The organism is Hahella sp. NS-SX17, from assembly GCF_057367735.1.
In genome coordinates, this window is sequence record NZ_CM170632.1 from 6,273,127 (window position 1) to 6,298,925 (window position 25,799).

29 protein-coding genes are annotated in these 25,799 nt (G+C 56.8%); 24 read left to right on the forward strand and 5 right to left on the reverse strand.

Translation table 11 applies throughout. The features are described from left to right. The first annotated feature begins 5 nt into the window (after positions 1–5). From AC2IBB_RS28020 to AC2IBB_RS28135, 24 genes are read left to right on the forward strand one after another with little or no spacing between them, the layout of a single operon-like run. The gene (locus AC2IBB_RS28020; RefSeq protein ID WP_486329975.1) at positions 6–209 is read left to right on the forward strand and encodes a phage head-tail joining protein; all 204 of its coding nucleotides are present in this window, start codon (positions 6–8) and stop codon (positions 207–209) included. Then, positions 209–1,681, forward strand: coding sequence for a phage portal protein (locus tag AC2IBB_RS28025; protein WP_486329976.1), 1,473 nt, complete (start codon positions 209–211; stop codon positions 1,679–1,681). Before AC2IBB_RS28020 ends, AC2IBB_RS28025 begins: the two co-directional genes overlap by 1 nt. 7 nt (positions 1,682–1,688) lie before the next feature. Then, entirely contained in the window at positions 1,689–2,912 is a 1,224-nt protein-coding gene (locus AC2IBB_RS28030; protein WP_486329977.1) for a S49 family peptidase, read from the forward strand. Positions 2,913–2,915: 3 nt separating this feature from the next. Next, a complete protein-coding gene (locus AC2IBB_RS28035) occupies positions 2,916–3,287 on the forward strand; it encodes a head decoration protein (protein WP_486329978.1) in 372 nt (123 codons plus the stop codon). 23 nt (positions 3,288–3,310) lie between these two features. Then, positions 3,311–4,312 carry a major capsid protein gene (locus AC2IBB_RS28040; protein WP_305903239.1) on the forward strand — a complete coding sequence of 334 codons (1,002 nt, stop codon included), beginning with the start codon at positions 3,311–3,313 and terminating at the stop codon, positions 4,310–4,312. Next, positions 4,309–4,608, forward strand: a complete 300-nt coding sequence (locus AC2IBB_RS28045) for a head-tail joining protein (protein ID WP_486329979.1) — start codon at positions 4,309–4,311, stop codon at positions 4,606–4,608. The genes AC2IBB_RS28040 and AC2IBB_RS28045 overlap by 4 nt, the downstream gene beginning before the upstream one ends. Then, complete coding sequence (locus AC2IBB_RS28050) at positions 4,605–5,039, forward strand: hypothetical protein (RefSeq protein WP_486329980.1); 435 nt, start codon at positions 4,605–4,607, stop codon at positions 5,037–5,039. The genes AC2IBB_RS28045 and AC2IBB_RS28050 overlap by 4 nt, the downstream gene beginning before the upstream one ends. Then, complete coding sequence (locus AC2IBB_RS28055; RefSeq protein WP_486329981.1) at positions 5,036–5,215, forward strand: DUF7210 family protein; 180 nt, start codon at positions 5,036–5,038, stop codon at positions 5,213–5,215. The genes AC2IBB_RS28050 and AC2IBB_RS28055 overlap by 4 nt, the downstream gene beginning before the upstream one ends. A 2-nt stretch (positions 5,216–5,217) precedes the next feature. Next, positions 5,218–5,970: a phage tail tube protein gene (locus AC2IBB_RS28060; RefSeq protein WP_486329982.1), complete on the forward strand. Its 753-nt coding sequence runs from the start codon at positions 5,218–5,220 to the stop codon at positions 5,968–5,970. 8 nt (positions 5,971–5,978) lie between these two features. Beyond that, positions 5,979–6,368, forward strand: coding sequence for a DUF6631 family protein (locus AC2IBB_RS28065; RefSeq protein ID WP_486329983.1), 390 nt, complete (start codon positions 5,979–5,981; stop codon positions 6,366–6,368). Continuing rightward, positions 6,365–6,556 carry a hypothetical protein gene (locus AC2IBB_RS28070; RefSeq protein ID WP_305903233.1) on the forward strand — a complete coding sequence of 64 codons (192 nt, stop codon included), beginning with the start codon at positions 6,365–6,367 and terminating at the stop codon, positions 6,554–6,556. Before AC2IBB_RS28065 ends, AC2IBB_RS28070 begins: the two co-directional genes overlap by 4 nt. Next, a complete protein-coding gene (locus AC2IBB_RS28075) occupies positions 6,546–7,193 on the forward strand; it encodes a DUF6441 family protein (protein WP_486329984.1) in 648 nt (215 codons plus the stop codon). The genes AC2IBB_RS28070 and AC2IBB_RS28075 overlap by 11 nt, the downstream gene beginning before the upstream one ends. A 2-nt stretch (positions 7,194–7,195) precedes the next feature. Next, positions 7,196–10,405 (forward strand): tape measure protein, encoded by a 3,210-nt coding sequence (locus tag AC2IBB_RS28080; RefSeq protein ID WP_486329985.1) that lies wholly within the window; start codon positions 7,196–7,198, stop codon positions 10,403–10,405. Between the two features lie 9 nt (positions 10,406–10,414). After that, positions 10,415–11,659: a hypothetical protein gene (locus tag AC2IBB_RS28085; RefSeq protein ID WP_486329986.1), complete on the forward strand. Its 1,245-nt coding sequence runs from the start codon at positions 10,415–10,417 to the stop codon at positions 11,657–11,659. Then, positions 11,659–12,591, forward strand: a complete 933-nt coding sequence (locus AC2IBB_RS28090) for a hypothetical protein (protein WP_486329987.1) — start codon at positions 11,659–11,661, stop codon at positions 12,589–12,591. The genes AC2IBB_RS28085 and AC2IBB_RS28090 overlap by 1 nt, the downstream gene beginning before the upstream one ends. Before the next feature lie 2 nt (positions 12,592–12,593). Further along, positions 12,594–14,285, forward strand: a complete 1,692-nt coding sequence (locus AC2IBB_RS28095; RefSeq protein WP_486329988.1) for a hypothetical protein — start codon at positions 12,594–12,596, stop codon at positions 14,283–14,285. Then, entirely contained in the window at positions 14,282–15,091 is an 810-nt protein-coding gene (locus AC2IBB_RS28100; RefSeq protein WP_486329989.1) for a phage BR0599 family protein, read from the forward strand. The genes AC2IBB_RS28095 and AC2IBB_RS28100 overlap by 4 nt, the downstream gene beginning before the upstream one ends. A gap of 9 nt (positions 15,092–15,100) precedes the next feature. Next, positions 15,101–15,334 carry a hypothetical protein gene (locus tag AC2IBB_RS28105; RefSeq protein WP_011399368.1) on the forward strand — a complete coding sequence of 78 codons (234 nt, stop codon included), beginning with the start codon at positions 15,101–15,103 and terminating at the stop codon, positions 15,332–15,334. Further along, entirely contained in the window at positions 15,331–15,552 is a 222-nt protein-coding gene (locus AC2IBB_RS28110) for a hypothetical protein (protein ID WP_486329990.1), read from the forward strand. The genes AC2IBB_RS28105 and AC2IBB_RS28110 overlap by 4 nt, the downstream gene beginning before the upstream one ends. Continuing rightward, positions 15,536–17,722 (forward strand): phage tail protein, encoded by a 2,187-nt coding sequence (locus AC2IBB_RS28115; protein WP_486329991.1) that lies wholly within the window; start codon positions 15,536–15,538, stop codon positions 17,720–17,722. Before AC2IBB_RS28110 ends, AC2IBB_RS28115 begins: the two co-directional genes overlap by 17 nt. After that, the gene (locus tag AC2IBB_RS28120; RefSeq protein ID WP_486329992.1) at positions 17,722–18,075 is read left to right on the forward strand and encodes a DUF2793 domain-containing protein; all 354 of its coding nucleotides are present in this window, start codon (positions 17,722–17,724) and stop codon (positions 18,073–18,075) included. The genes AC2IBB_RS28115 and AC2IBB_RS28120 overlap by 1 nt, the downstream gene beginning before the upstream one ends. A gap of 60 nt (positions 18,076–18,135) precedes the next feature. Next, positions 18,136–18,426 carry a DUF6127 family protein gene (locus tag AC2IBB_RS28125; protein WP_486329993.1) on the forward strand — a complete coding sequence of 97 codons (291 nt, stop codon included), beginning with the start codon at positions 18,136–18,138 and terminating at the stop codon, positions 18,424–18,426. An 18-nt stretch (positions 18,427–18,444) separates the two neighbouring features. Further along, positions 18,445–18,849: a DUF5675 family protein gene (locus tag AC2IBB_RS28130; RefSeq protein ID WP_486329994.1), complete on the forward strand. Its 405-nt coding sequence runs from the start codon at positions 18,445–18,447 to the stop codon at positions 18,847–18,849. Continuing rightward, positions 18,849–19,394, forward strand: a complete 546-nt coding sequence (locus AC2IBB_RS28135; protein ID WP_486329995.1) for a hypothetical protein — start codon at positions 18,849–18,851, stop codon at positions 19,392–19,394. Before AC2IBB_RS28130 ends, AC2IBB_RS28135 begins: the two co-directional genes overlap by 1 nt. A gap of 37 nt (positions 19,395–19,431) precedes the next feature. Here AC2IBB_RS28135 and AC2IBB_RS28140 read toward each other — a convergent pair whose 3' ends face one another. The 5 genes from AC2IBB_RS28140 to AC2IBB_RS28160 form a co-directional block, all read right to left on the reverse strand. Then, positions 19,432–20,166 carry a hypothetical protein gene (locus AC2IBB_RS28140; protein WP_486329996.1) on the reverse strand — a complete coding sequence of 245 codons (735 nt, stop codon included), beginning with the start codon at positions 20,164–20,166 and terminating at the stop codon, positions 19,432–19,434. After that, positions 20,160–21,371: a hypothetical protein gene (locus AC2IBB_RS28145; protein ID WP_486329997.1), complete on the reverse strand. Its 1,212-nt coding sequence runs from the start codon at positions 21,369–21,371 to the stop codon at positions 20,160–20,162. The genes AC2IBB_RS28140 and AC2IBB_RS28145 overlap by 7 nt, the downstream gene beginning before the upstream one ends. Positions 21,372–21,748: 377 nt before the next feature. Beyond that, positions 21,749–22,039: a hypothetical protein gene (locus AC2IBB_RS28150; protein ID WP_486329998.1), complete on the reverse strand. Its 291-nt coding sequence runs from the start codon at positions 22,037–22,039 to the stop codon at positions 21,749–21,751. A gap of 439 nt (positions 22,040–22,478) precedes the next feature. After that, entirely contained in the window at positions 22,479–22,835 is a 357-nt protein-coding gene (locus AC2IBB_RS28155) for a hypothetical protein (RefSeq protein WP_486329999.1), read from the reverse strand. Between the two features lie 4 nt (positions 22,836–22,839). Beyond that, positions 22,840–25,788 carry a transglutaminase-like domain-containing protein gene (locus AC2IBB_RS28160; protein WP_486330000.1) on the reverse strand — a complete coding sequence of 983 codons (2,949 nt, stop codon included), beginning with the start codon at positions 25,786–25,788 and terminating at the stop codon, positions 22,840–22,842. Between the last annotated feature and the right edge of the window lie 11 nt (positions 25,789–25,799).

The following is a 25,799-nucleotide window of genomic DNA, read 5'->3' on the forward strand; positions in this document are numbered from 1 at the left end:
GACCCATGTATACCCAAGAGCAACTTGATGTTTTGAAGCGGGCGTTGGCCACTGGCGAGCGCCGGGTGAGCTTCGGCGACAAAACGGTGGAGTACCGCTCGGTGGCCGAGCTGCAGGCGGCGATACGCACCGTGGAGGCGGAGATTTCTCGTCGCGAACATACGCCGCGGGTAAGACGGATTTATATGACGACGGGCAAAGGCGCCTGATGGCCTGGTTCGCGCGTCTGCGCAAAGGGTTGTTCGGACAGACCGCGCCGACCTATGACGGCGTCGGCGGCGGCCGTCGGGCGCTCGCCTGGCAAGTGGGCAATCCCGGTGCGGTGGCGGCGTTGGCGTTCACCCAGAATGAGCTGCGCGCCAAAAGCCGGGATCTGGCCCGCCGCAATGTCTGGGCCGCAGCGGGCGTCGAAGCCTACGTCGCCAATGCCATCGGCGTCGGCGTCAAACCCCAGTCCCTGGTCAAAGATCCCCGTTTGCGGGAAGCCATTCATGAGCTGTGGCGCGACTGGTGCGAAGACGCCGACGCCGCCGGACTGACGGATTTCTATGGCCTGCAGGCGTTGGTGTGTCGCGCCATGCTGGAGGGCGGCGAGTGTCTGGTGCGGCTGCGTTACCGCCGTCCAGAAGACGATCTGCCGGTTGGACTGCAACTGCAGGTGTTGGAGCCGGAGCATCTGGACCCGACACTGAATCAGGACCTGCCCAACGGCCATACCCTGCGCGCCGGCATCGAGTTCGATCGCCTGGGACGGCGCGTCGCCTATCACCTTTTTCGCACGCATCCGGGAGACGGTCTGCTCGCCCCGGCGTCCGGCGCGACGGACTTGGAAACAGTGCGGGTTCCCGCCGCCGAAATCCTACATGTGTTCCGGCCGCTGCGACCGGGTCAGATCCGCGGCGAACCCTGGCTGGCCCGGGCCCTGGTCAAGCTCAACGAGCTGGATCAATACGACGACGCCGAGCTGGTGCGCAAGAAAACGGCGGCGATGTTCGCCGGTTTCATCACACGCATCGGCCCAGAGGACAACCTCATGGGCGAAGGCGCGCCGGACGGACAGGGAGCTGCGCTGGCGGGACTGGAGCCCGGGGCGTTGCAGATTCTCGAGCCAGGCGAGGACATCAAGTTCTCGCAACCGGCGGACGTCGGCGCCAGTTACGCGGACTTCATGCGTCAACAGTTTCGCGCCGTCGCCGCAGCGATGGGCATCACCTACGAGATGCTCACTGGCGATTTGACCCAGGTAAATTACTCCTCGATCCGCGCCGGCCTGCTGGAATTTCGACGTCGCTGCGAAGCGATCCAGCACGGCGTCATTGTCCATCAGCTCTGCCGCCCCATCTGGCGCGCATGGATGACTCAAGCGGTGCTGGAAGGCGCTTTGCAGACGCCCGATTTCGCCAACCGTCGGCGTGACTATCTCGCCGTCAAATGGGTGCCCCAGGGATGGCAGTGGGTCGATCCCAAGAAAGAATTCGATGCGCTGATCGTGGCCATTCGCGCCGGGTTGCTGTCCCGCTCTGAAGCCATCTCCGCGTTCGGTTATGACGCGGAAACCATCGACAGAGAAATTGCCGCGGATAACGCGCGCGCAGACGAACTCGGTCTGACGTTCGACTCCGATCCCAGACCATCCGCTACAGCGCCCGACGCCGCCCCTTCCGATTCCTCAGAAGACTAAAACACATATGCCCATGATTCATTTAGCGTCCCGCCTGATCGGGACGCCGCTACTGATCGCCCGCTGCAAACTGGATGTGATCCTGGCGGTGGTGGGTGGTCGCATAGGACTGGCCAACCCGGGCGTGAGTCTCACGCCGCCGGCGCCGCGAGCGCGCAAAGACAGCGCGCCCGGCATTGCGGTTATCCCCGTGCATGGCTCGCTGGTGCGGCGCACGCTGGGCCTTGAAGCGGCGTCTGGTCTGTCTTCCTATGGCCAGATCGCGCAAAGCCTGGATGCCGCCGTGGCCGACCCACAGGTGGCGGGTATTTTACTCGACATTGATTCGCCGGGCGGTGAGGCCGGCGGGGTCTTTGAGCTGGCTGAACGCATCCGCACGGCGAACGCCCGCAAGCCGGTCTGGGCGCACGCCAATGACTCCGCCTTCTCCGCCGCCTACGCCATCGCCGCAAGCGCGGGTCGGCTCAGCTTGTCGCAGACCGCAGGCGTGGGCTCGGTGGGCGTGATCGCGCTGCACGTAGACCAGTCAGCGAAAGACGCCCGCGACGGATTAGCGTACACGGCGCTGTACGCCGGCGAGCATAAAAACGATCTGTCTCCCCATGCCCCGTTATCGCCGGAAGCCGCCAGTTCTCTCCAGGCGGAAGTGGATCGTCTGTACCGGATATTCGTCAGCCAGGTCGCCCAGATGCGCAACCTGAGCGAGGACAACGTGCGCAATACGAAAGCGCGCCTGTTCTTTGGCGAAGAAGCCGTGTCGTTGGGACTGGCGGACGCCGTCTCAAGCTTTGATCAAACCCTCTCTGAATTCACCGATGCGCTACGACGTCAAGGCGCACTCGCGCCTCGTGAACGTCGCAACGCGCACGCTTACCCCCGCTCGTCCAAGGAGCTTATTGTGTCTGAAGTCCCCCCAGAAACCTTACCCACTCACGTTGACGATCCTGTCGTGGAAGCGTCTATCGAGCCGGCTTCGTCGCCGGTGCAGGCGCCGCCTTACGCGCAGGCGCAGGCCATTGCCGAGCTTTGTTTGATTGCTGGCGTTCCCCAACGCACCGCTGAGTTTCTCGCCGCGGGCAGCAGTGAGGCGCAGGTCCGGCAGGTCTTGCTGAGCGCGCGGGCGGAGCAGCCTGAAATCGCATCGCGCATTACAGCGGAAACCGGGACGCAGCTGCGCCCCGAGAACAGCCCGGTTGTCGCTGCGGTCAAGCGTTTGGCGGGAGAAGCGTAGTCAATGCCCGCCATTCACGAAACCAACAATCTAGGGGATCTGCTCAAATTCGAAGCCCCCAATCTCTATTCCCGCGATGTGGCCAGCGTCGCGGTCGGACAAAAGCTGACGCTGGGAGCCGTTGTTTCCCTGGATGCGGAGGGACGACTGAAGGCGCTGACGCCAAACGCCGAGGGCGGCGATACGGCCGTCGGCGTTCTGGCCGTGAGCATCGACGCCACCAGCGCGGAGCGACATGACGCGCTGTTTATCGCCCGTCACGCGGTGGTCGCAAGCGATGCGCTGATCTGGCCTTCCGACATTACCCCCGAACAAAAAGCCGCTGCGATAGCGCAACTGAAAGCGCGCGGCCTGCTGGTGCGCGCGAGCGCCTGACGCCCCTCCAGAGAAAAAAGTTCATGCTGAATCCCTTTGATACCCCCGCCTTTTCCATGGCCGCGTTGACGGCGGCCATTAATATTCTGCCCAACCGATATGGGCGTCTGGAATCGATGAAGCTCATGCCGATGCAGCCGGTTCGCACGCGCCAGATTATCGTGGAAGAAATGAACGGCGTGCTGAACCTGCTGCCGACCCTGCCGCCGGGCTCGCCCGGCACCGTGGGACGTCGCGGCAAGCGTTCGCTGCGTTCTTTCGTGATACCGCACATTCCCCATGATGATGTCGTGCTGCCGGATGAGGTGCAAGGCGTGCGCGCCTTCGGATCTGAAACCGATATGGAGACCATCGCTGGCATCATGGCGCGCAACCTGCAAACCATGCGCAACAAGCACGCCATCACGCTGGAGCACCTGCGGATGGGCGCCTTAAAAGGCGTCATTCTGGACGCCGACGGATCGGTGCTGTACGACCTGTACGACGAGTTCGATATCGCCCCGACCACTATCCCTTTTAATCTGGGTAACGCCGGAACGGCGGTTAAGGATCGCTGCATCAAAGTGTTGGCTCACATTGAGGACAACCTTCGCGGCGAGTTCATGACTGGGGTGCATTGCTTATGCTCGCCAGAGTTTTTCGCGGCGCTGACGGGCCACGCCAAAGTGGAGAAAGCCTACGAGCGTTGGCAGGACGGCGCGATATTAATTAACGACGTGCGCTCTGGATTCACCTTCGGCGGCATCGTCTTCGAAGAGTACCGCGGACAAGCCAACGATATCGATGGCGCCGCGCGACGCTTTATCGCGCCCGGCGAAGCGCATGCGTTTCCGGTAGGCACGATCGACACCTTCGCCACACATTGCGCGCCAGCGGACTTCAATGAGACGGTCAATACCATCGGTAAACCGCTGTATGCGAAACAGGAGCCGCGCAAGTTTGGCCGCGGCACAGATTTGCATACCCAGTCCAATCCGTTGCCGATGTGTCGACGTCCAGGCGTCCTGGTGCGCTTAACCGCATGATCACACGTTTGGAGGCCTTGTATGACGCCGCTGATCGAGCAGGCCTGTTGGTTCGCGCAGAGACTGACGCGGGCTCGGCGTCAGTGGAGTTCCGGGCGCCAGATGAGCCCGTGCTCGAGGGACTGGCGCTGTCCGCCGACTACGCCATTCGCTACCCAGTCTCGGCGCTTCCCACTTTGGCTATCGATGACGAAATTGTCGTCGCAGGCGTTTGCTATCAGGTGCGTGATATTCGGGCCGTGGGCGATGGCGCTGAACGACGGGCGGATCTGACCCGGTTGGAGCCGCTCAGGTGAACTCCATTCGTGAACGTATTCAACGCACATGCCTGGACACGCTCAAGAAGGCGCTGGCTCCAGTCCCTGTCTGGCGTTATCCCACGGCCCCGATCAATCGGGAAGCAAGCCCTGCGCTGCTGCTGATGACGGAGTCGGACATCGTCCTTGCCCGCGTGAATGACCGGGTGGAACGCGCACTGAGTATTCGTCTGGTGGCGATCACCCGCGGCCGGGACGCGTTTGAACAAGCGGATCGACTGGCGGTGGCAGCCCATACGGCGCTGATGCGCGACGCGAATGTGGGCGGACTGGCTTACGCATTACTGGAAATCGACGCGGAGTGGGATGCGGAAGACGCCGATGCCGGGGCTGTCGCACTGCCACTGCGCTATGAGGTGCGGTATCGCACGCATATCCATGATTTAACCCGAGACGGAAGCGTATTGTGACGTTAAAGCTCTTATGTCCTCACATCCATGCCGGCGTCGCCTATGGCCCCGGCGACTGTATCGAGGTCGATGCGGCCGCCGCCCGTTGGCTGATCGAGCTTGGCGTGGCTGAAGCCATCACATCGACGAAAGCGGCCCAGGCCAAAGATCGCACTCCCCACCCAAAAGGAAATTAAACATGTCGTATTTCTCCGGCCAGGGGCGCGTCTATATTGGCGCGCGCGATCCCCTCGGCCATCCCTTGGGACTCAGCTACGTGGGCAACGTTCCTGAGCTGAAAGTGTCGCTGTCGGTGGAAACTCTTGAACATCAGGAATCCGTCAGCGGACAACGGTTGACGGATCTGCAGTTGATCAAAACCAAGAAAGGCGAATTCGCCTGTACATTGGAGGAGCTGATTCCCGCCAATCTGGCGTTAGGCCTTTATGGCGTCTCCACGGAACAAACCGCCGGCACGGTGACCGCGGAGACGCTGCCGAATCCGCTGAATCCGGGCGAGTTATACCTGCTGGCGAAGCAGAATCTGTCCGAGGTCGTGATCAAAGACTCCGGTTCGCCAGCGAAAACCCTGGCGCAGGCGCAATACCGCGTGAACGCCAAACATGGCTCCCTGACAGTGCTCGATAAATCCGAGAATGGCCCCTTTGTCGAGCCCTTTAAGGTGGATTACAGCTACGGGACGGCGCGGAGCACCGCCATGTTCACCCAGCCGCTGCCCGAGCGCTGGATTCGCTTTGAGGGACTGAACACTGCCGACGGCAATCGCGAGGTCGTCATCGATCTGTACCGGGTGGCGATCAATCCCGCCAAGGAGTTGTCGATCATTACCGACGAGCTGATGAAATTCGAACTTTCCGGCCAGGTATTGGCGGACACGCTGAAGTCGGCGCAGGGCGACCTGGGTCAGTTCGGCCGTATTGTGTTGTTGTAGGAGGACGCGTGGATACATCGGAATGGGACGTGCTGGCGCCGCCTGCACATACCCTGGATATCGCGGAAGAGACGCTCACGCTTTCGCCATTAACCTTGGGCGAATTGCCCGCATTGATTCGGGCCGTGCGGCCTTTTATCGCCCAACTAGGCGGCGAGCCGGACTGGTTGGCGTTGTTCTGCGACCACGCCGACTCGCTCCTGACGGCCTTGGCGGTAGCGAGCCGGCAACCGTTACCCTGGGTGGAGGCGTTGGCGCTGGATGACGCCTTGAAATTAGCGACTGCGTTGTTCGAGGCGAACGCCGATTTTTTCATGCAAAGGGTGGCGCCGGGATTCGACCGGCTGGCGCAACGACTGGCCGCCCGATTACCTGGAGCGACGCCATCGCCCGTTTGATTCGCGCGGGCCACCGCTACCCGGATCTGCTCACGTACACCCCCGCCCAAATCCAGACTTTTCTTATTGCGGACCAGCGTTATGAAAACGAACGGATGCTGGCGCAATTGACGGTGTTGAATATCGCGGCCCAAGGCGGCCCTGAGGATGTGAGCCGTTTGCGAGAGGCGTTGCGCCTTGCGGATTGATCTGGTCGCGGATGGCCTGTTGGATCGGCGGAGATTTAACGCTTGGCGGAATGAAAAACGCCAGGCGGTGCATTCGGCGGTGGGCAAAGTCATGCGCGCTTCCGGCCGGGATATGGTGACGCGGGTGCGTGATGACATGCGTCGCGGTTTCTCACGCACGTCGCCGGCGCTGCTGCGTTCCGTGCGCGCCAAAGTGTATGACGCCAAATCCAACCAATTACCCGCCTTGTGGGTGGGTTCCAAGATTCCCTGGCTGGGCGTTCATGAGCGCGGCAAGGTGATACGGGGACGCATGTTGATCCCTTTATTGCCAGCGCATCAACGCATCGGACGCAAGGCCTTCGCGCGTCTGGTGGACGACTTACGACGGGCCAATCTCACCGCCTTCGTTAAGCGTCACGGCAAACTGATTCTGATGGCGCATAGCACGCCAGAGTCGTCGCGGGTTTTATCTCGCTTTCGGCGCGCCGAGCGTGAGCGACGAGGCGTTCGTCGACTGACCCGCGGCGAAGCCATTCCCATCGCGGTCCTGGTCTCCAACGTCACCTTGAAAAAGCGCTTCGACCTGCAGCAGTCAGTGCGCGCGGAACTGCCCCGATTGACTGCGTCGCTGCGCGTCATCCTTAAACGACTCTGACCATGGCTTCACCTCGAGCTCAAATCCTTATCTCCGCCGTCGATGATACCCGGCGCGCATTCACCTCCGTCAACGGCAGCCTCTCGCACCTTCGTGAACACGCCAACCAGCTAGGGGATCTGCTGTCCCGCCTGGGCGGATTGATCGGGCTTGGACTGGGCGTGCGTGAGCTGACGGAGACGGCCGACCAATACAAAAACCTGCAGGCGCGACTCAAGCTCGCCGTCACCTCGCAGGAAGAGTTCAATCGCGCCGACGCCGAACTCTACGCGATCTCTCAACGCAACCGCGCGCCGTTGGCGGAGACGGTCACGCTGTATGCGCGACTGGCGCCCTCCGTACGCGCTCTGGGGAGGGAGCAAAGCGAGGCCTTGGCGGTAACGGAGACCATCAGTCAGGCGGTCGCCTTATCCGGCGCCTCCAGCGAAGCCGCCGCCGGGGCGCTGCTGCAGCTGGGTCAGGCGTTTGCGTCAGGCCAGCTGCGCGGCGAGGAGTTTAACGCGGTCGTGGAGCAGACGCCGCGATTGGCGCAGGCGATTGCGGATGGCATGGGCGTTCCCATGGGCGCGCTGCGTGCCCTGGCGCAGGAAGGCAAGATCACCGCCAAGGCGGTCATGGATGCGCTGAAGCATGAAAAGACGCGCCTGACGCTGGAAATGGCGAGCTTACCGGATACGGTGTCGGGCGCATTGGTGCGCCTGAAAAACGCTTTTCTACGCGCGTTTGGCGAGCGTGACTCCCATAGCGGCGTGACCGCCGCTCTGGCCCAGAGTCTGCAGTTTCTGGCGCAGCATTTGGAGGCGTTGATCGATTTGGCCGGCGTGGCGCTGGTGGCCGCCATGGGACGCATGATCGCCTCTTTGACAGCGAGTCTTGCCGCCACCCGGGCGGAAAATGCGGCGCGACTGGCCAGTCTGAAAATACTGTCGGCGGAGGCGGCGGCCCGGCATCAGAGCGCGTTGGCGGCATTGACCCAGGCCCGTGCGCAAGGCGTGGCGACCGCGGCCTTGGTCGCGGATGTGGCGAAAACCCGCACCCAGGCGATGGCGGCGTCTTCCGCCTTTGCTCAGGCGGCCGCCTCCGCCACGCTTTGGGGACGGGTTTTGACGGTACTGCGCGGTGCGCTGGCCTTGTTAGGCGGCCCCGTCGGCGCCTTAGTGACGGCCTTGGGCGTGGTGGCGGGCATGCTGTACTCCGCCCGTGACGCCACTGTTCAGTTCGGCGGCAAGACCGCCACACTCAAGCAGATTGCAACGGCGACCTGGGACCTGGTGACCGAGAAAATCGGCGCCGCCATCGACGCCATAACAGAGCTGGCCAGCACAGGAGAAATCAGCTGGCGGCGCTTGCGAGAAGCGGCGGTTAGCGAATTACGCGAGCTCGGCGCGACGTTGCGGCGATCAGTGAATACGCTGCTGGGCGCCTTTACCGCAGTGGGACGGGTTGCAGGCGTGACGGCGGGCTTTCTGGTGGCGCGTTTTCGAAGCGCGTTCTCCGATATCGGCGCACTGGCGAGCGCGTTGGCGAAAGACGTGGAAGCGGCGTTCCAAGGCGACTTTTCCATGCAGTCCCTGAAGACGACGATGATGCGTCAACTGGGCGAAGTGGGAGATTACGGACGCCAGGTCTCACGCGAACTCCATGATGCCTTTTCACGGGATTATGTTGGCGAAGCCACGCAGGCGATCGCATCACGCATAAAACCGGAAACCACTGACCCAGGCGTATTTGGACGCACCCAACCAGCCGCTGCGGCGCCGGGCGCAGAAGGCGCGCGGATGACCCTGGATCAAGCGCGCGCCGACGCGGGACTGCGCTTACTCAAAGATTCGTTGGCGCGGGAAAACGCCGAGTTGGATCGCGCGCTGGCGGAACGTCAACTGTCTTTGCGGGAGTATTACGCCGAAAAAACGCAGCTCGCACAGCGCGACATCGATGCGAACATCGAACGGGTGCGCACGGCGATACAGCGTCAGAAGGCATTGCTAAAGACGAGCCAGGACGTTGCTGGACGCGCCAAGGCGCAAGCGGATCTGGTGAAACTGGAAGCGGAGCTGACCCTGCTCAACCGGCAGCGGGTGGAGGCGGAAGCCGCCAATGCGCGTCAGGCGGCGCAGGCGGAGAAAGAGCTTGGCGACGAGCTTGCGCGCGTCAAAGCCGAGTTAAGGGAATTAACGGGCGTCGCCGATAGCGCGGACAGACGCGCGCAAGTGGCCCAGCGATATCAGTCCCTGGTGGCGAGACTGCAGGCGGAAGGCGATCAGGAAGGCGCCGCCCTGGTGAACCGACTCATCGACGTGCAGGCGGCGGAGGCGGATTTGGCGGCCTGGGAGCAGCGCTTTAATCAAACCCTGACGAACATGAATGCCGCGGAGCAAGCCATTCAGTTACAGCGGCAAGCGGGACAATTGGGTGAGGCGCAGGCTCAACGCGAACTGTTGGCGTTGCATCAGGCGACGGGAGAAGCGCTTACATCAATGCTGCCCAAGTTAGAGGCGACGGCTTCCGCGATCGGGCCGGACGCATTGGCGCGGGTGCAGGCTTGGAAAAACGAAATCACCCGGGTTAATCAGGTCGTGGATGAAGTGGCGGTGTCCTTTGACGGCTCACTGCGCGATGGGATGGCGAATCTGTTCGAGTCGGTAGGCTCTGGAGCCAAAAGCGCCAGCGCCGCGTTTGCGGATTTTGGCCGTTCCGTACTGGGGACGATTCAACGCATGGCTTCGCAAAAACTCGCTGAGTCGTTGTTTGGCGGCCTGTTTGGCTCCGTCGGCTCAACCAGCGGTCCCGGCGCGATGTTGTCTTCCTTGTTCAAAGGCTTTGCCCAAGGCGGCTATGTCAGCGGACCCGGAACGTCCACCAGCGACTCCATTCCTGCGCGCTTGTCCGCCGGGGAGTTCGTCGTCAATGCCGCCGCCGTACGCCGTGTCGGCGTGGGTTTATTGCACTCTATCAACGGCCTGTCCGCCGGTCCTCGCCTGCAGGGCGGCGCCTTGGGCTTCGCCAGCGGCGGTTTGGTTCCCACTGGCGCGCGTCCGTCGGCGAACGCGGCGGCAGGGGCGCCCGGCGCGAATGGCGGCTCCGCCGTCCGCATCGTGAATGTCGTCGATCCGGCGATGGCGGCCGACTACCTCACCTCCTCCTCTGGGGAGAAAACCATCCTGAACATTCTGCAGCGCAACGCGGGCGCGGTGCGGCAATTATTAAGCTGAGACTTATTTATGGCCTATGAATCCGGCACGGCAAGTGATTACATTGACTTGCTGATGCGTTTATACCAGTTCGTGACGCAAACGATGACGCCTGTTGAGCAGCGTTGGCGGGCGCTGCGTTGGATTGGGTATAAGCGCATTTTTTGCAGCAGTGAACTGGGCGGCTATGAGGCCTTCAGAGGCTTCGACGCGGACAGCGCCAGCGAATGGTTAACCGCGCAAAGTCAGGCGGCGCCGTCTCATTTGGGGCTGGAACTGGTGCGCCCTCTGGAAGTGCAGTCCTTCACTCTAAGGGGGGCGGGCAAAGCTTCGCGCTCCCCCAAATCCTTCACCTTGGAAGGGTCAGACGATAGCGAGGTGTGGACCGCTCAGGAAACCTGGAATGACCAGAGTTGGAGTAACGCGCAGTTTCGGGAATACAGCGTCAGCACGCCAAGCATCGGCGCGAAAACCCACTGGCGCATTCTGATTCACGCCAATAATGGCGATGGGGTCTTTAGCGGGCTGCGGGATTTTGATCTGCTGGAAACGCTGGAGACTACCCGCATCAGTCATGGCGTCCCCGCGCAGTTGATTCTGCAGGGACCTGGGCTGTCTGGTAAGGAAGCCGTTGTTGTGGGAATAGAAACCTATGCGTCGCCCACCACCGATATCTACAACTGGCGCCTAGCGGGTTTTTCGGGGTTCGTTGAGGCGAACGGTTTCAGCAAACAGCCCGGCGCGTCGCCCATGATGGGATTTCCCTTGTGGAATGCGGCGATGCCGTATTGGTTCGTGGCCAACGGCCAACGCATTGTCTGCGTGGTGAAAGTGGATACGTCGTACATGACGTTTTACCTTGGCAAGTTTCTCCCCTACTCCACACCGGGTCAGTTTCCCTACCCCTTGCTGGTCGCCGGTATGATTCCCACCGATGCATTGACTCGCTATTCGGATGGCTCGCTGGTTTTACCCTACAAAGGCAATCGCGCGAACTTCAAATTCCGCTTTATCGACGGCGAATGGCGTCAGCCAGAGAGTTGGCCCTGGAATAACAACGTGATCACCCGCGACACGGAAGGTCATTATCCGCTCATGCCGATTGTGCTCAATGATCCCGCCAATACCTATGGCGAACTGGACGGCGTGTATTTTGTGCCGGGGTTCGCCAATGCGGTGGAAAGCACTGTCGTCGCCGACGGCGTGGAGCATCTGGTGGTCCAGGATGTGTTTCGCAAGGGCGTGCGCGACTACTTTGCGCTGAGGTTGGCGTAATGGCGTATGAAACCGGTCAGGTCGGTTCTAACTCCGCGTTGAGGGATGCGATGATGCTGTTTGCCGAAGCCAATGGCTGGCGCGTTCAGGGGGACTCGCTCAGTAAAGGCGTCAATCATGTAAGTCTGACATTGGCTGCCCCTGACCAGGTGATCATTGCGGGCGCCAATAGCGCGGATTTCAGCGTCGATCCTTGTCCGCAAAAGGCGCGTATCTGGCTTCCCAGCTCCGCGTGGCCAGCCACTTATCATTTGTTCGCCCATGATTCGCCCGACCTGCTGCTCTGTGTCGTGAATTACTCCGTGTCCCGGCATCAGTGGATGGCTTTTGGCGACATTCAGAAGTACGGCGCCTGGGAGGGCGGCAACTGGTTTGCGGCGTCTCACTGCATGGCCGCCAAATCGGAAAACGGGTTTTATTTCAGGCCAACGCAGGCGGGTGAAGGCCAATATCGAGCCGGCTATTGGCGCTCCCCGGCGGCGCCGTTTTGGAACACCCGCAATACAGACTCCGCCTCCAATGGCTTTCAGCACTATCGGGCGAGTTTCCTACACTGCCGGGTGGACGGGAATATCTGGCCCGGTGCGAACGCCAACAATACGATCTGGCCGTCTTTTCCCCAGTACGCGCACCCCATCCATATGCGCCAACCCAACAGTTGGAGCCAGCAATCGGTGATGACGCCGATGTGGTTATGGCTGCCGCGCTCAGACGGCTACATTTCACTGTTAGGGCATTTGGAGCACTGGCGCAGCCTGCGGCTCAATTACTACAACGCCGGGGATATTCTCACGTTAGGGGGCGAGCGCTGGAAAGTATTTCCCTGGTGGGAAAAAGACAGTCAGAGCCCTAATGGCTCCTACGGCAGCTCTGCGGGGTCGCGTCTGTCGACGGGCACCTTTGGTTTCGCCGTACGCTATGACGGCCCCTGACCATGACAACTGTTGAGGGCTTTATCCCCGCATCCTGTAGCGCCGTATGGAACAACCCACGCTTGGCGCAAGCCATGGAACATCTCGCGCTGCCTGCCTGGCCGCCCGACGTGAGCGCCATCGCCAGTCCTGCGTCAACGCGCTCCCAACTCAAAGCCGCCACGTTTACGCCGCGCATCCCCCGAGAAGGGTCGATCGTAGGCAGCTTTGGCGTGGATTGGTATCACCGGGTGCATGTTCTGCCTGAGCGCATTGACCTGGGCAGCGTGGCTTCGGTGCAGATGCGTGAGGTAGAAGTCTGGAATGCGCACATGCAGCCCCAGACGCTGGACTCCGTGGCGCGCGAAGCCGCCGAAGGCATGACGCTGACCGGGCCGGCTTCGCCTCCGACGCAGTTTGGCGCCTTGGAGTCGCGCCGCTATGCGTTGTCCGTGGCGCCCAACGGACCTCCGCAGGTGGAGGCGCGATTTCGGTTTCTATTTAGCTCGGATACGCCCACGCTAGGGGTGACAGGGCGACGCATTGTCGGCTGGACGCTATCCCCGGACTGGTCTGAACCCGTCATTGAACGCCTGGAGTGGCTCACTGACGTGATGCGCTCCCACTCTGGCGTGGAACAGCGAGTCAGAGTGCGGGCGCATCCCCGACGCATGCTGGAATACAGAGTGTTGGCAGGTGTGGATCGCCCCCGTGTGATGATGGAGAACCTGCTTATCTCTTGGCAAGCTCGCGTCTACGGACTGCCATGGTGGATAGACGCCACACTTGCCGCAACCCCCATCGCCGCTGGCGTCCAGACGCTTTCCGTCGAAACGTCGCACCGTGATTATGCGGTCGGCGGCTTGCTGACGCTCGTACACGATTTGCGTGCGGAGTTTGCGGAGATCGCCGTGGTCGAGCCAAACCAATTGCACCTTAAACGGCCCCTGGAGCAAAGCTGGCCCGCTGGAACCCGAATAGCGCCGGTACACTCCGCTCGCGTGGGGAGCAGCCAGAATCTGTCCTACGTGACCGACGCCATTGTCGCCGCCAAAACTCAGTTTCGGTTGGAGGAAGAATGCGCGCTGATTGCAATGACGGAAGAGCCTGACTACCTGGGTTATCCCGTGCTTAGTGTCCCTCCAAATTGGCGTGATGATTTGGACGCCTCGATAATGCGAGACCTTCGGGAGTTGGATTATCTGACCGGACGCCGAGTGGTGGACGACCTGACCGGGGTCGATCGACGTCGGCGCGTCCATCGCTGGCTGTTGGCGGGACGTCCCGCCATTGCGGAGTTCAGGCGCTGGCTGGCGGCCCGGGCAGGACGGTTGAAGCCTTTCTGGCTTCCCAGTTTTCAATCGGACATCGCCGTCGTCGCGCCATTTGGAGCGCAGGATGCAGCCTGGACCATCGATAACAGAGGTTACGCCGCAGGCCCCGCCGCCTGGGCGGGACGACGTGACCTGCTAATTCAGACGGTTTCTGGCGAGCGCTTCTATCGTCGTATTACCGGCGCCTCTGAGGTGGACGCGCAACGTGAGCTGATTGCATTGGATCAACCGCTTGGCGTTTCTCTCTCCCCCGCGGATATTGCTCGCATTTCTTTTATGACGCTCATGCGCCTGGATGCTGACGCCGTCGAAATTTCCCACCATACCGATGCGCTGGCGGAAGTCAGCTTGCCCTTAATGAGTTTACGGGACGATCTATGAGTTACGCAGACCGAGAGACGTCGACGGACGAAGCCTGTCCGGTCGAGCTCTATGAGTTTCGCCGGGGCGCGCGCGTCTGGCGTTATACCAGCGCCGCTAGAGATGAACGCTTTAACGCGTTTGTCTATGCCGCTATCGCACTCAAGCGCGGCGTGATAGAGCGCAGCGCGCAAAGCGGACGCGCAGGTTTTCGCGTCACCCTGCCTCGGGATGTGGCGGTGGCTCAAGCGTTTATTTCCACGCCGCCTTCTGAAGTGACGTTGTTGACCGTATACCGATGGCATCGGGATGACTCGGAGACGGTTCCCGTGTGGATGGGACGGGTGCTGAATGCGGAATGGCGCAGCTCTGAAGTGGAGTTCAATTGCGAGCCTGTCTATACCAGTTTGCAGCGAACGGGCTTGCGTCGTCTGTATCAACGCAATTGTCCTCATGCGCTCTATGGCGCGGCCTGCGGCGCCAGTCCCACGGCGCATCGCATCAAGGGGAACGTGATGGCGCAGGAAGGCCCCGTCATTCGCGTCGCCGCAGCGGCCGACTATGCGGACGGCTATTTCGCGGGAGGATTCGCCACCTGGTCCGCCGAGGGGCTGACGGAAAAGCGCATGATCGTCGGCCAGAGTGGCGACGCGATCACGCTGTCCACAGCGCCGCCGGGTCTTCGCGTTAGCGCGGCGGTGATGTTGTACCCAGGCTGCGACCACACGTTGACGACCTGTGAGGCCAAGTTCGGCAATAGCCTGAACTACGGCGGATTTCCCTTTATTCCCTCCAAGAATCCCTTCGGCGGCAGCCCAATTTACTGAGGACCTTTCATGCCTTGGATGCAAATCGTCGTGTGGATCGTCGCCACACTGGTTCAGTACGCGCTGGCGCCCAAACCGCCGCAACCGCCGGCGGCGGAGTTAAAGGACTTAGACGCGCCCACCGCCGACGAGGGGCGTCCCATTCCCGTGGTGTTTGGGACAGTGCTGGTGCGCAGCGCTAATGTGGTCTGGTACGGCGATTTGCGCACCACGCCCATCAAATCCAAAGGCGGTAAGAAATGATGTCGCTGACAGTCACTCACGCCGATATGCGGGCGCTGGGCTATTGCAATCGCGGCGGCCGCGCCTGGTTCGCTCGCCATGGGTTGGACTGGTCCCGGTTTTTGGAAGCGGGATTGCCGGCGCGGATATTGCTGGCCACCGGCGACGTCATGGCGCAAGCGGTCGTAGCTCAGGCGCGAATACGTCGAGACGAGGAACAGGATGGGCGGCAGCAGTAAGTCGGTCACCGTTGGGTATCGATACTACCTCGGGATGCACTTGGCGATCTGCCACGGCCCGGTGGACGCCCTCACCGAAATTCAGGTCGGCGATCGCCAAGCCTGGAAAGGCGACCTCAAAAGTAGTGGGCGACTTCAGCTCAACGAGAAAGAGTTGTTTGGCGGCGACAAGCGTGAGGGCGGCGTCTATGGCTCCGTGGATGCGGCGTTTGGAGAAGAGACGCAACAACCCAACGACTACCTTAAAGCCGTCCAGGGCGAGCCCCAGCCTGCCTATCGTGGGTTGTTCAGTCTCATTCTGAGGCAGGTCTGCCTCGCCGCCAATAATCCCTATATCAAACCCTGGGCGGTGCGGGTGAAGCGTTGCTTTAGGGCCTGGTATCCCGACAAGGCGGAGATTCATGGCGCCGCCAACCCCGCCCACATCCTTTACGAGTGTCTGACCAACCCCGTATGGGGCATGGGATATCCCGCCATCAGTTTGGATGACGGAGGTTTTCGGGAGGCGGCTGATGCTTTGTATCAGGAAGGCTTCGGGTTAAGCCTGATCTGGTCACAGCAAAGTAAAATCGAGCAGTTTGTGAAAGAGGTGCTGGATCATATTGGCGGCGTTCTGACGACCTCTCCCACCAATGGGCGCTTTGTGCTGAAGCTGGTGCGAGCCAACTATGCGCAGTCAGCCTTACCGGTTTTTGGTCCGAACACTGTGATCGAGCTGGAGAGCTTTCAGCGAGCGGCCTGGGGAGAAACCACCAACGAGCTTGTGCTGATCTACACCCATCCCGAGAGTTTCAAGGAAACCAGTGTGACGGTGCAGGACCTGGCCAATATCCAGGCCCAGGGCGCAGTGGTGTCCCAGACCCGGGGCTATCCCGGCATTACATCGGATGTGCTGGCGTCCCGGGTGGCTATGCGCGACTTAACCGCCGTCTCCACACCTCTGGCGAAGGTCCGACTCAAGGTAAACCGCAACGGGTGGCGGCTGGCGCCGGGAGATGTGTTTATGCTCACCTGGCCGGCATTAGGCATTGAGTCACTGGTATTACGCATCGCCGCCATCGATGGCGGAACCCTGACCCAGGGCGCGATTCATATTGAAGCGGTTGAAGACGTATTTGGCTTACCTGCGGCCAGTTATACCTCCGCCCAGCCAACGGGATGGAGCGATCCCGTTCCCACGCCTGCGGCGGCTTCGCACCGGCTCCTCATGGAGGCTCCCTACTGGGATCTGGTCCGCGCTATGACGCCTGCGGAATTGGCGTACCTGGACGCATCGGACTGCTACCTGCAGGCGCTAGCGGCCAGACCTGCGCCCGGCGCACTCAATTATGAGCTGCACAGTAAATCGCATACCGCTCCCAATTATCAACGGCGAGAGCAGGGCGAGTTTTGTCCTACCGCAGTTCTCGTCGAGCCCCTTGGGCCGCAAGTGGAGAGCATCGTGCTGGTGAAGGATGAGCGCGACCTCGACCTGGTGGAAGTGGGCGGGTACGCCTATTTGAACGACGAGGCCGTCGCGGTAGCGGCGATCAACCTATCTACGCGCAGCCTCACACTGTTACGCGGTGTGCTCGACACCGTGCCGACGTCGCATGAGGCTGGCGGCCGGCTTTGGTTCGCAGAGGGATTTCAAGGGACGGACTCCACTGATTACGCTGCTGGGGAAAAAGTCGACGCGCGGCTGCTGACGACGACCGGAAAAGGGACCCTTCCGCTGACCTCGGCGCCTACCGACAGCATTGTCATGGAGCGGCGCCAGAATCGGCCATATCCCCCTGGCAACCTGAAAATCAATGGCAAGGCGTATCCAAAGGCCATGAGTGGTGATCTGTCGCTGACTTGGTCCCACCGGGATAGGCTGAGCCAGACCGTGGACCTGGCGCCGCAAAGCCGTGGCGATATCGGTCCGGAGCCTGGGGTGACCTACCACCTGCGCGTGTATGGCGAGAACGGAAAATTACTGCGGACCTACGCCAATTTAACCGGAACCGCGCAGCGCTACCCGCTGGCGCAGGAGATGGTCGACGCAGGGATGGAGCGCCCCAATGGACGTCTACGCTTTGAACTGGAGGCGACGCGCGGCGGTCTCGCCAGCTGGCGAAAGCACAACCTCAGTATCGATCGCGCTGGTTACGGACTACATTATGATCACTATTATGGAGGGCTTTGATGCCTGCACACACCGACCCCAATTTGGGCCTGCACTATGGCTGGAGCTCCGGCGAATCCGGCTGGGCCGCAGGGATGGACGCCAACCTTAAACGCCTGGGCGCGCTGGTGGGCTTATCCGTGAAGGGACGACGCCTGAGCGCTCCGCCTGCAACGGCTCAGGACGGTGATCGTTATCTGATTCCCGTCAATGCGACCGGGGAATGGAAGAACAAGACCGGACAGGTCGCCGTCCGTATTCAAAACGCCTGGGACTATTACACACCTAAAACGGGCTGGCTGTGCTTTGTGGAAGAGGAAGCCAGGCTTTGCGCTTATACCGGAACGGATTGGAGCGGCGGCGTCTCGCTCTGACGCCTACGGCGTTCCATCCACTTAAGAAAACGACCTAAACATTCTTTGGAGTCCCCCCTAATGACGGAGACGAATCTCTCTGTGCCCGAAGACATCCTGCTGTTGCGGCGGGAAGAACTGGACGAGCTGCTCGATCATGCAGCGGAAAAAGGCGCCTTGCGCGTTCTGTCTCATCTTGGCTTGGAGAACGGTCATGCCGCTCGCGACATCAGAGAACTACGAGACTTGCTTGAAGCTTGGCGCGATGCTCGACGCACGGCTTGGCGCACGCTGGTGAAAGCCATGACGACCGGGCTGTTAGCGGCACTTTTGGTCGGTGCGGCGATTAAGTTGAAACTGTTTCAGTCTTGATCGCGCAAGGAGCAAACGATGATTGAGGCAATGATGATCCGAGATGAAATTCACTCGGGGTGTATTCTCAGTACGCTGACGGTGAAAGGGACGACGTTTCAGATCCTTGAGCGGCCTTGGTTGGATAACCGGCCAAAGGTGAGCTGTATACCTGCAGGCGTCTATGAAGCGACCTTTATGGAGCGCTCCAGCAGCGGCAAGTACAAGAACGTGTACTGGCTGCAGGATGTGCCAGATAGAACCGGCATCCTGATTCACAATGGCAATATTGTCACTCACACACAGGGATGTCTTCTGATCGGCGATCGCCGTGGCTGGCTCTCAGGGAAACCCGCCGTCCTTAACTCTCGCTCAGCCCTTCATGCTTTCACCGAACTCCTCAATAGAGAACCACTGCGGCTGACAATTCAAGGGGAACACTAATGCTGGAAGGACTGCTGGCGCTGTTTTCCTCGTCAGGCTTAGGCGCGTTGGTGGGTATGTTTGGGAGTTGGCTAACCAAACGAGAAGAACGCAAGGATCAACAGTTCAGACTCACCTATGAGCTGAAAATGGCCACACTTCGCAAACAGGAAGCGGAGCTCCAGTACAACCATGAACTGGCGCTGGCGGACAAACAAATTCTAAGAGCGGACACGGAAGGAAGGATAAATCGAGATATCGCGGAGACTGCTGCGTTCAAGGATGGGCTTAAAGAGCAGAGTCAAACGTATGGGATGTGGTTTGTGGACGCTATCCGAGGCCTAATGCGACCGCTGATTACTGTCTATCTGCTTGTTCTGGCGACGTTTGTCACCCTGAATATAAGCCGCCATCTCGGTGGGGTGGGCGCGCTGAGCCCGGTCGATTTAATGGTCCTGTACAAAGAGGCCATCGCGCAGATGTTATTTCTGACAACGACGGCCGTCACTTGGTGGTTTGGATCAAGGCCGAGTAGTTTGCGACAGCTCAACCGCCAATTAAGTTGATAGCAGGAACACCATAGAATAGTCTTCCTGCTTAAATTTATTTATCCACAGCGGCGATTTCTGAGAGTACTTCAGGCGAGTATTGAAGCGCCACATGAGACAGGAAGTCGTTAACAAGCCCTTCCAATAGCTCGTCAAAATCATCCGTAGCAATTTCTTCTAAAAAACCCTTGAAGCCAAAACTAAAATACAGTTGATGCCTATGAGTGATAGGGGTGCTAACACAGAAAGCAATTGGGGGCATTGAGGGATGCCCCTCTCTACCCAGACACCATGAGACGCCTTCTTTATATGTGGTATGTAACTCTTCTATGCTCTTCGGGTAAACCCAGAAGCTAGTAGGCGTAGGAGTTTTCTCAAAAAACCTGAGCTCGTTTAATATCTCCTCATTCCGTTTTCCGTAATCCCTTTGAAATGAGGTAAGCAACCACCGTTGAAATTCCACGGAATCGAATAGAGACGACAGTTCGTAACGTTCCAAGGGAATCTCGTTGAGATTGGCGAGTAGGCTTATGTGACCGACAGGCTTTTGTTGGGAGGAGTTTACTATCCAACCGCTTTTCGCCAGAGTCAACGAGCCAAAAGGGCCTTTTTCAATGTCCCGTTCATAGGACGCCCGGTCATGAATATCAATCTGATGAGAGGCAAGCTCTGACCTGTAACCCAGTTCATGTTCTGGCAATCGCATCACTAACTGAGTACCAGATAGGTCAAATGAGACGATTGGAGCTTTCTCGTAGTCAGGTCTTATGATGTCGTCAATATTTACCATCGAGTCATACTCACAGTACGTTTAATCGCATCGACGAATGTTAACGAATCATGTCCCGAACTTGTAATGCGGGCATTATTCAGGGCAATGGCCGGCCCTTGTGATCTCTGAAGAATTTGGGCGGCATTGGCATTATAGGCGGTCTGGCGATTGAGGTCTCGCCCCAGCTTTTGGATGGCTGAGGCCACTTTTTCACTATTTGCAGCCATCATAATTGCGGACCGATGATCTTGCGTCTGGCTTACGACGGCCTTCTCTCCAAACTGAGCGCCCATTCTTTCTAGTTTCGGTAATAGGCTGGATAGTTTTTTTCCGGTGGGGTTAATGAAGGTGAACGCATGTCTGCTCAGAAACGCCTGGGGGATTTGCTTAATGGCTTGCGCCAGCAGATCCACCCCGTCTCCAATGATAGACCATTCTAATAGGGTATCTTTGCCTTGGGTTTCCCGGTATTTCTGTGTATTAACCAGAATTCGTCCTAACTTCTTGGCGGCTTCGCTAACTTTATAGCTCTTTTGCACGCCCGTTACCCATACTCCCAGCTCATTACGCAGAGGGGCGGACATGTAATACATGGAAAAGTTTTTTGATCCACCCCAGTCGGATTTACCTATTTGATCTCTGACCAACTCAGCTGCGCTCTCCAAACTAGTGAAATCCGTACTGCTGGAGGTTTTTGTAGTGGCGCTGTAGCCGTTTATTGATGCATGCTCGTAAGATATAAGCTCGGATTCATCCTTACGTGGCATGATGCTGCTCGACTCACCAAATTGAAAGTGATAAAGACCCGATTTATTCGCGTCCCCATCAAACGCTGGAGCAATGTCGACGATATATACTCCAGCGGCCCTTTCTTTGGCGCCTTTTTGGCCCTTCCCCTGAAACACGGAATATCTGACGCCCAGTGAGCCGAATTTATCCATAAAATCAAATGAGTTTTTGAGATTCTGAGCGCTTTCATACCTGGAAGCGAGTGAGCGTAGCTGACTTAACTTCCATAAAGTCCTTTTTCCGTCCGCGGATGATGGATCTATGAGTGACAGGAATTTAGGAATGAGTGCAGAGTCAATGAATACCTTGCGGCCAGTCTCGCCCTTGGTTTCGGATGAAAAATAGATAAAGTTGCGGGTATCAGCCCTTGTCCCTACTGGAGTCAACCAGCCATTAACAGCCGACGGAGCGTTGGTAATCAATGGGTTTGCCATGTTCACTATCCTGAGTGATGTTAATCAAATATGCGTGTAAAAATTAAAGGGGAGCATTCGCCAAGAGTGGTGTTTGTTCAAAAACAGAATCATTCTGCTTTTTCAAACAACGCAAGGCGCTGTGGCGGTGAGTAGAATAAATAATGTTATTTTATAATGAGATACAAAATTTAACAAAGATGGCGCGGTGATACAATTTGCCTGAGAGGATAGGCAATATGGCCTAACTCATCGCTCCCAAGCGACGAATAGCGGATAAGTATGCTGATAGTTCTTTATCCCCCTATATCGGATTTAGATCATAGTTATTAAAAGGTATTTTTTACATTAAAGTCGTTAATATTGGGTGACACGCACACCAACATAAAAAGTATCATTTAAACATGACTTTTTTCAATCTTATGCAATAAAAATACACCAATCCAGCCAACCACACCGGCATGTACTAAAAATATAGAAAAATCAGTTGAGATAGCCTTCCCAAATATAAGTCTTAGAATAACTCCAAAAAGCAAACACATCCCTATATATCCTCGAAGGATTAACAAGAAATAACGAAGTCGTTTCTTCTGAGGATGTAACAGTGACCAGACAAGGCAAGAAAGAAGAGCTGTATAAATTGCATAAGGCAAAAACATCAACCCTCCAAAGTTTTCCATGCTTAACATACCGTGGCACCTATCTGTTTACTAAAAGTCCGAGCAAGAGAGATAATTTTCCCGACAAGCCCCTATCCCATAGTCGAAGTTAATAATATCATACCTATTTTCTTAACAGCCGTTCACCCTAACCATAGCCTATCAAGTTGGCCTGCACTGGCAGGGAAATCGCACTTCATGGTGAATAATTAACCAAACTTTTCCGCCATGAGGGGTGAAATTGGCACTCTATATCCCCAACGCTGCCTTACTCACTACGCCATAGTTTCCGGGGATTCACTGCTACAGAATATTTCCCTAAATATCGGATTTTTAGCAATTTCCTGCTGCTTTTACAAAAGCTTAGTAACATATAAAGCACGATGCCAAATCCAACATAAACTACAAGTAGTCTCAAATCATATTGCAATGATCCGTGGTTTTTCGGCATCTTATTTACGACATACTTTTACTTACGAAACATAAATTTGTGCACTTTGTCAAAATAATAGCAAGGCAACAATATGGCTTGAATTAATGGGATTCCTACAATGACCTTCTTTGCCTGAAAGCCAATTTCATCTAAAAAATTGGAAGCAATATATGCTCCAAATAAAAAGCACACAACAAGGGTTGCTCCCCCAATCATCGGAGAGAGCTTATTTCGTTCTTTTATAATAAAACTATAATGCAGCCCTACAGGTATGATAGAGAGAAAAACAAACCCCATATAAATGACAGGGCTTCTAAATAAAAAACTCAGAATAACTCCTGCCATATAGACAAAAAAGTATGGGGTTATCAAGTAGACCACTTTGTAAAGCATAAGACTATCCGTCACATGCGGGAGTTTTAGTGATACCACCAGCAGTAAGTCCCATCCCAATAACAAAAGAGATCAAACTTACAAGAAAGTTGAATGATGACGCCAAAGATATTCCAAACGCTGCGCCAATTCCTAGACCTATTATCACTGCAAAATAGTATAACAAAGCAGAGATGGCAATTATAAAAAACAGGCTAATAATCGAAACGAAAATAGCTTCTCCCAAAGAAACATCTGGGTTTGTAAAGCAGCCAGCTAAGACTCCGAGAAAATCAATGATATTTGAGAATAAGCTTAGCCCATCTAAGAGCTGGCTAGGGCCCATGGAAGAGTATGCGATTTGGTTGCCCTTAGCTCCAGGATTGATGGACCCACCGCTATATCCCCCGCTGATACGATAAGCGCCCACTCCATAGTCTGGATCAATAATACTATACCCGCTTCCGCGCCAGCTGTTCACATTAATCGGGCTCTGATGTACGGTCACCTCTAGTCCAGCCTGGATCGCTCGGCTGATTTCATTTCTGGTGTCGTCGTCAATTGTTATATTGCTGAGTTGCTCCGCATTCGCTTGAGTTAATGTATAAATCCGTTGCCCTTGCGCCATAGCAATGGCAAGAGCCTTGACTGTACTTACGCCTTCGACAGGCTTTTCGGCTGTAGAGAACATCATCTCCGGAATCTGATGCTCAAATGTACTGCTGCGTAAACCGCTTCCTTTATTAAAGGCTAGCCAGTCCTCGTAACAGTTGTTTTTGCTCTCGGAATTAGACTGAATTCGGTCCACGTCCATCACTAGCCCAGAGAAAATATATTGTCGTGGAGAACCAAAGTAATAAGTAACCTGAGCATGAGTACCAAATGTGCCGTATGAGGGGCTGCGGTAGCTCAGTACTTTGGCAGCACGAGAAGCTACTTGATCCATAACATAAGTCATGGCCATATAGCCTTGAATTCCGGTTTGCAGGATATTGCCGACCATGTCATGTTTGCTCAGGCTATCGTAGTTACCTGCAGCAATCAGCGCCTGCGCGCTTTCCAGGTCGGCTTTTAAGTGACTTAGTTGACCAGAGCTCATGCCCTGCATATCCAGTCCTACTGCATGGTATTCGCCAGCCACTAGACTATTTTCAGAATACGCCCAAGAAGTTGCGGGAGGGGTGTAACCTAATCTAGAGCGAATTGCTTGGCCTAGTGACATCTCTGGGGTTATCGCCATCACTTCACCATCTTTAGTTATTTCACCGATCAGGCGTATCGTGTTGGCAGACAGTTGACGAGGTATTTCCTCCGGGTCGGTTGCAGCATCAGGGAGATAGCTGGCGAGGGCCTGTTCATCTGCTATTGTTGCTGGGCGAAATGAGACCGCCAAGCGGCTTCCAACTAAGTTAGGGGTGACATCTTCAAGCTCAGCGATCACAGTTGCCCACTCTTCTTGCGAAAAAATGCCCCCTGTGACACTACCTAGTTGTAGTTTGAATTTATAAAAAAGTTTGGCTGGCAGACTTGGGGTTGCCTGACTCGCAATTTCACGTAAGTGCGGAGTTTCCACCTCAGTTAAGCTGTGCGTATTGCTTGGCAGAATGGATTGTGTTCCCAGTAGGTCTCCTAAAGTGGCTTCAGCGTGATAGGTTGTTAAATAATCCTTTAGTTGGTCGGAGTAAGTGGCCAGTTGTGTCTGAATAACGTTAGCATTAATACCTTGCACCCACCCCTCTTCCTTGTTAATTGTTGCCCCTTGCTGAACTTTTGCCAGAAGTTCTTCTCGATTTAAAGGAACAGCGTCAGTGAGATCAACCCCTTCTTTAAAAGTATATTGTTTAAAGCTCGGGTCCATGGCTACCCAAGAATCGTTGATCTTGGCTTCCACCCAAACATGCTCAAACTCGAACTCTTCTGGTGCGCCACCATAGGAAATTTGACGGTGAGGTATACCGCCCTGACTTAGTAGGTTAGCGACAGAGTCAGGGTTATCTACACCGCCAATCCAGTTTTGCATTTCCCCTGTTGGCAGAGCCACGGTTCCGTATACATAACGGGAAGGCACGCCAGTCTTTCTGAGTAAGCCGATCAACAGGCTAGCTGTATCAAAGGCATTACCTTGTTTGGCTTCCAAAGTGTAAGAGCCGCCTTGCATAACGCCGTAGCTAGGAATCCAGCGGATATTATCGTGAACCCAGTTGTATAAGGTGACAGGGTCGGAGCCGACTTCATCAATTAGCGCCTGCATAGCGCCTGTATCCTTGGTCGCAGAATCCGTTTCCAGATATGCGGATTCGTCTACTGCAGGCTCACCAGAAAAACCAATCAGCTTTTCAATTTCTTGCTGAGTTAGATAAATGTCGCGAGGTGGCGGAGTGACGAAGTCAAACTCATTGCTGTAGCTCTGGCTGGCTCTCTCTAGAGGGAACGCCAAATGTTCCGCAAGGACATTCAGGTTAGCAATTGAGGCTGCCGAATCTTCTGATTGCTGCAAGCTCTCCAGGGATGCAATGATGCCCTGCATGTGTTTTTCGTAGTTATCACTAAACGCCTGCTGCCGAGCAATCACTTCCTCAGAGAGCTGTTTTGACTCCATATGCGCCAAGTCGTGATCTAGCTGAACCTGAAACTCCTCATTCTGGGCCTCAAGCTCTTCAAGATTGCCTGCCAACTTATCCACCGCTGCTTGTAACGTTTCATCGGATACGGATGAAGCTTTAAGCGCGCCTTGAAGTTGTAGGGTTTCCTTTTGCAACTGTTTTAAGGTCGCACTTAAAGGACTGATCGTATCGAGCTGGTTCATGATAGGAGGCTTGGTAGCCTCCTTGTACGCCGCATAGACATGCGGCGAGTACCAGACAAAGCTAATCACAAATAAGACAAAACTCGCTAATGCACGCATTGCCCGGCTAGCCGGATATACTGTTGTAGCGATGTGTTTTCCTTTCTTAGTCTGCAAATTGATATTCATCGTTATTCCTC

What these genes read in the sequence shown, in the direction of transcription:
- AC2IBB_RS28135 (WP_486329995.1), top strand. Translation starts at nt 18,849, where the DNA reads ATGCTGGAAGGACTGCTGGCGCTGTTTTCCTCGTCAGGCTTAGGCGCG.
- AC2IBB_RS28080 (WP_486329985.1), top strand. Translation starts at nt 7,196, where the DNA reads ATGGCTTCACCTCGAGCTCAAATCCTTATCTCCGCCGTCGATGATACC.
- AC2IBB_RS28115 (WP_486329991.1), top strand. Translation starts at nt 15,536, where the DNA reads ATGGGCGGCAGCAGTAAGTCGGTCACCGTTGGGTATCGATACTACCTC.
- AC2IBB_RS28060 (WP_486329982.1), top strand. Translation starts at nt 5,218, where the DNA reads ATGTCGTATTTCTCCGGCCAGGGGCGCGTCTATATTGGCGCGCGCGAT.
- AC2IBB_RS28095 (WP_486329988.1), top strand. Translation starts at nt 12,594, where the DNA reads ATGACAACTGTTGAGGGCTTTATCCCCGCATCCTGTAGCGCCGTATGG.
- AC2IBB_RS28100 (WP_486329989.1), top strand. Translation starts at nt 14,282, where the DNA reads ATGAGTTACGCAGACCGAGAGACGTCGACGGACGAAGCCTGTCCGGTC.
- AC2IBB_RS28120 (WP_486329992.1), top strand. Translation starts at nt 17,722, where the DNA reads ATGCCTGCACACACCGACCCCAATTTGGGCCTGCACTATGGCTGGAGC.
- AC2IBB_RS28140 (WP_486329996.1), bottom strand. Translation starts at nt 20,166, where the DNA reads ATGGTAAATATTGACGACATCATAAGACCTGACTACGAGAAAGCTCCA.
- AC2IBB_RS28085 (WP_486329986.1), top strand. Translation starts at nt 10,415, where the DNA reads ATGGCCTATGAATCCGGCACGGCAAGTGATTACATTGACTTGCTGATG.
- AC2IBB_RS28160 (WP_486330000.1), bottom strand. Translation starts at nt 25,788, where the DNA reads ATGAATATCAATTTGCAGACTAAGAAAGGAAAACACATCGCTACAACA.
- AC2IBB_RS28040 (WP_305903239.1), top strand. Translation starts at nt 3,311, where the DNA reads ATGCTGAATCCCTTTGATACCCCCGCCTTTTCCATGGCCGCGTTGACG.
- AC2IBB_RS28145 (WP_486329997.1), bottom strand. Translation starts at nt 21,371, where the DNA reads ATGGCAAACCCATTGATTACCAACGCTCCGTCGGCTGTTAATGGCTGG.
- AC2IBB_RS28045 (WP_486329979.1), top strand. Translation starts at nt 4,309, where the DNA reads ATGATCACACGTTTGGAGGCCTTGTATGACGCCGCTGATCGAGCAGGC.
- AC2IBB_RS28150 (WP_486329998.1), bottom strand. Translation starts at nt 22,039, where the DNA reads ATGTTAAGCATGGAAAACTTTGGAGGGTTGATGTTTTTGCCTTATGCA.
- AC2IBB_RS28020 (WP_486329975.1), top strand. Translation starts at nt 6, where the DNA reads ATGTATACCCAAGAGCAACTTGATGTTTTGAAGCGGGCGTTGGCCACT.
- AC2IBB_RS28125 (WP_486329993.1), top strand. Translation starts at nt 18,136, where the DNA reads ATGACGGAGACGAATCTCTCTGTGCCCGAAGACATCCTGCTGTTGCGG.
- AC2IBB_RS28035 (WP_486329978.1), top strand. Translation starts at nt 2,916, where the DNA reads ATGCCCGCCATTCACGAAACCAACAATCTAGGGGATCTGCTCAAATTC.
- AC2IBB_RS28025 (WP_486329976.1), top strand. Translation starts at nt 209, where the DNA reads ATGGCCTGGTTCGCGCGTCTGCGCAAAGGGTTGTTCGGACAGACCGCG.
- AC2IBB_RS28110 (WP_486329990.1), top strand. Translation starts at nt 15,331, where the DNA reads ATGATGTCGCTGACAGTCACTCACGCCGATATGCGGGCGCTGGGCTAT.
- AC2IBB_RS28130 (WP_486329994.1), top strand. Translation starts at nt 18,445, where the DNA reads ATGATTGAGGCAATGATGATCCGAGATGAAATTCACTCGGGGTGTATT.
- AC2IBB_RS28090 (WP_486329987.1), top strand. Translation starts at nt 11,659, where the DNA reads ATGGCGTATGAAACCGGTCAGGTCGGTTCTAACTCCGCGTTGAGGGAT.
- AC2IBB_RS28105 (WP_011399368.1), top strand. Translation starts at nt 15,101, where the DNA reads ATGCCTTGGATGCAAATCGTCGTGTGGATCGTCGCCACACTGGTTCAG.
- AC2IBB_RS28155 (WP_486329999.1), bottom strand. Translation starts at nt 22,835, where the DNA reads ATGCTTTACAAAGTGGTCTACTTGATAACCCCATACTTTTTTGTCTAT.
- AC2IBB_RS28030 (WP_486329977.1), top strand. Translation starts at nt 1,689, where the DNA reads ATGCCCATGATTCATTTAGCGTCCCGCCTGATCGGGACGCCGCTACTG.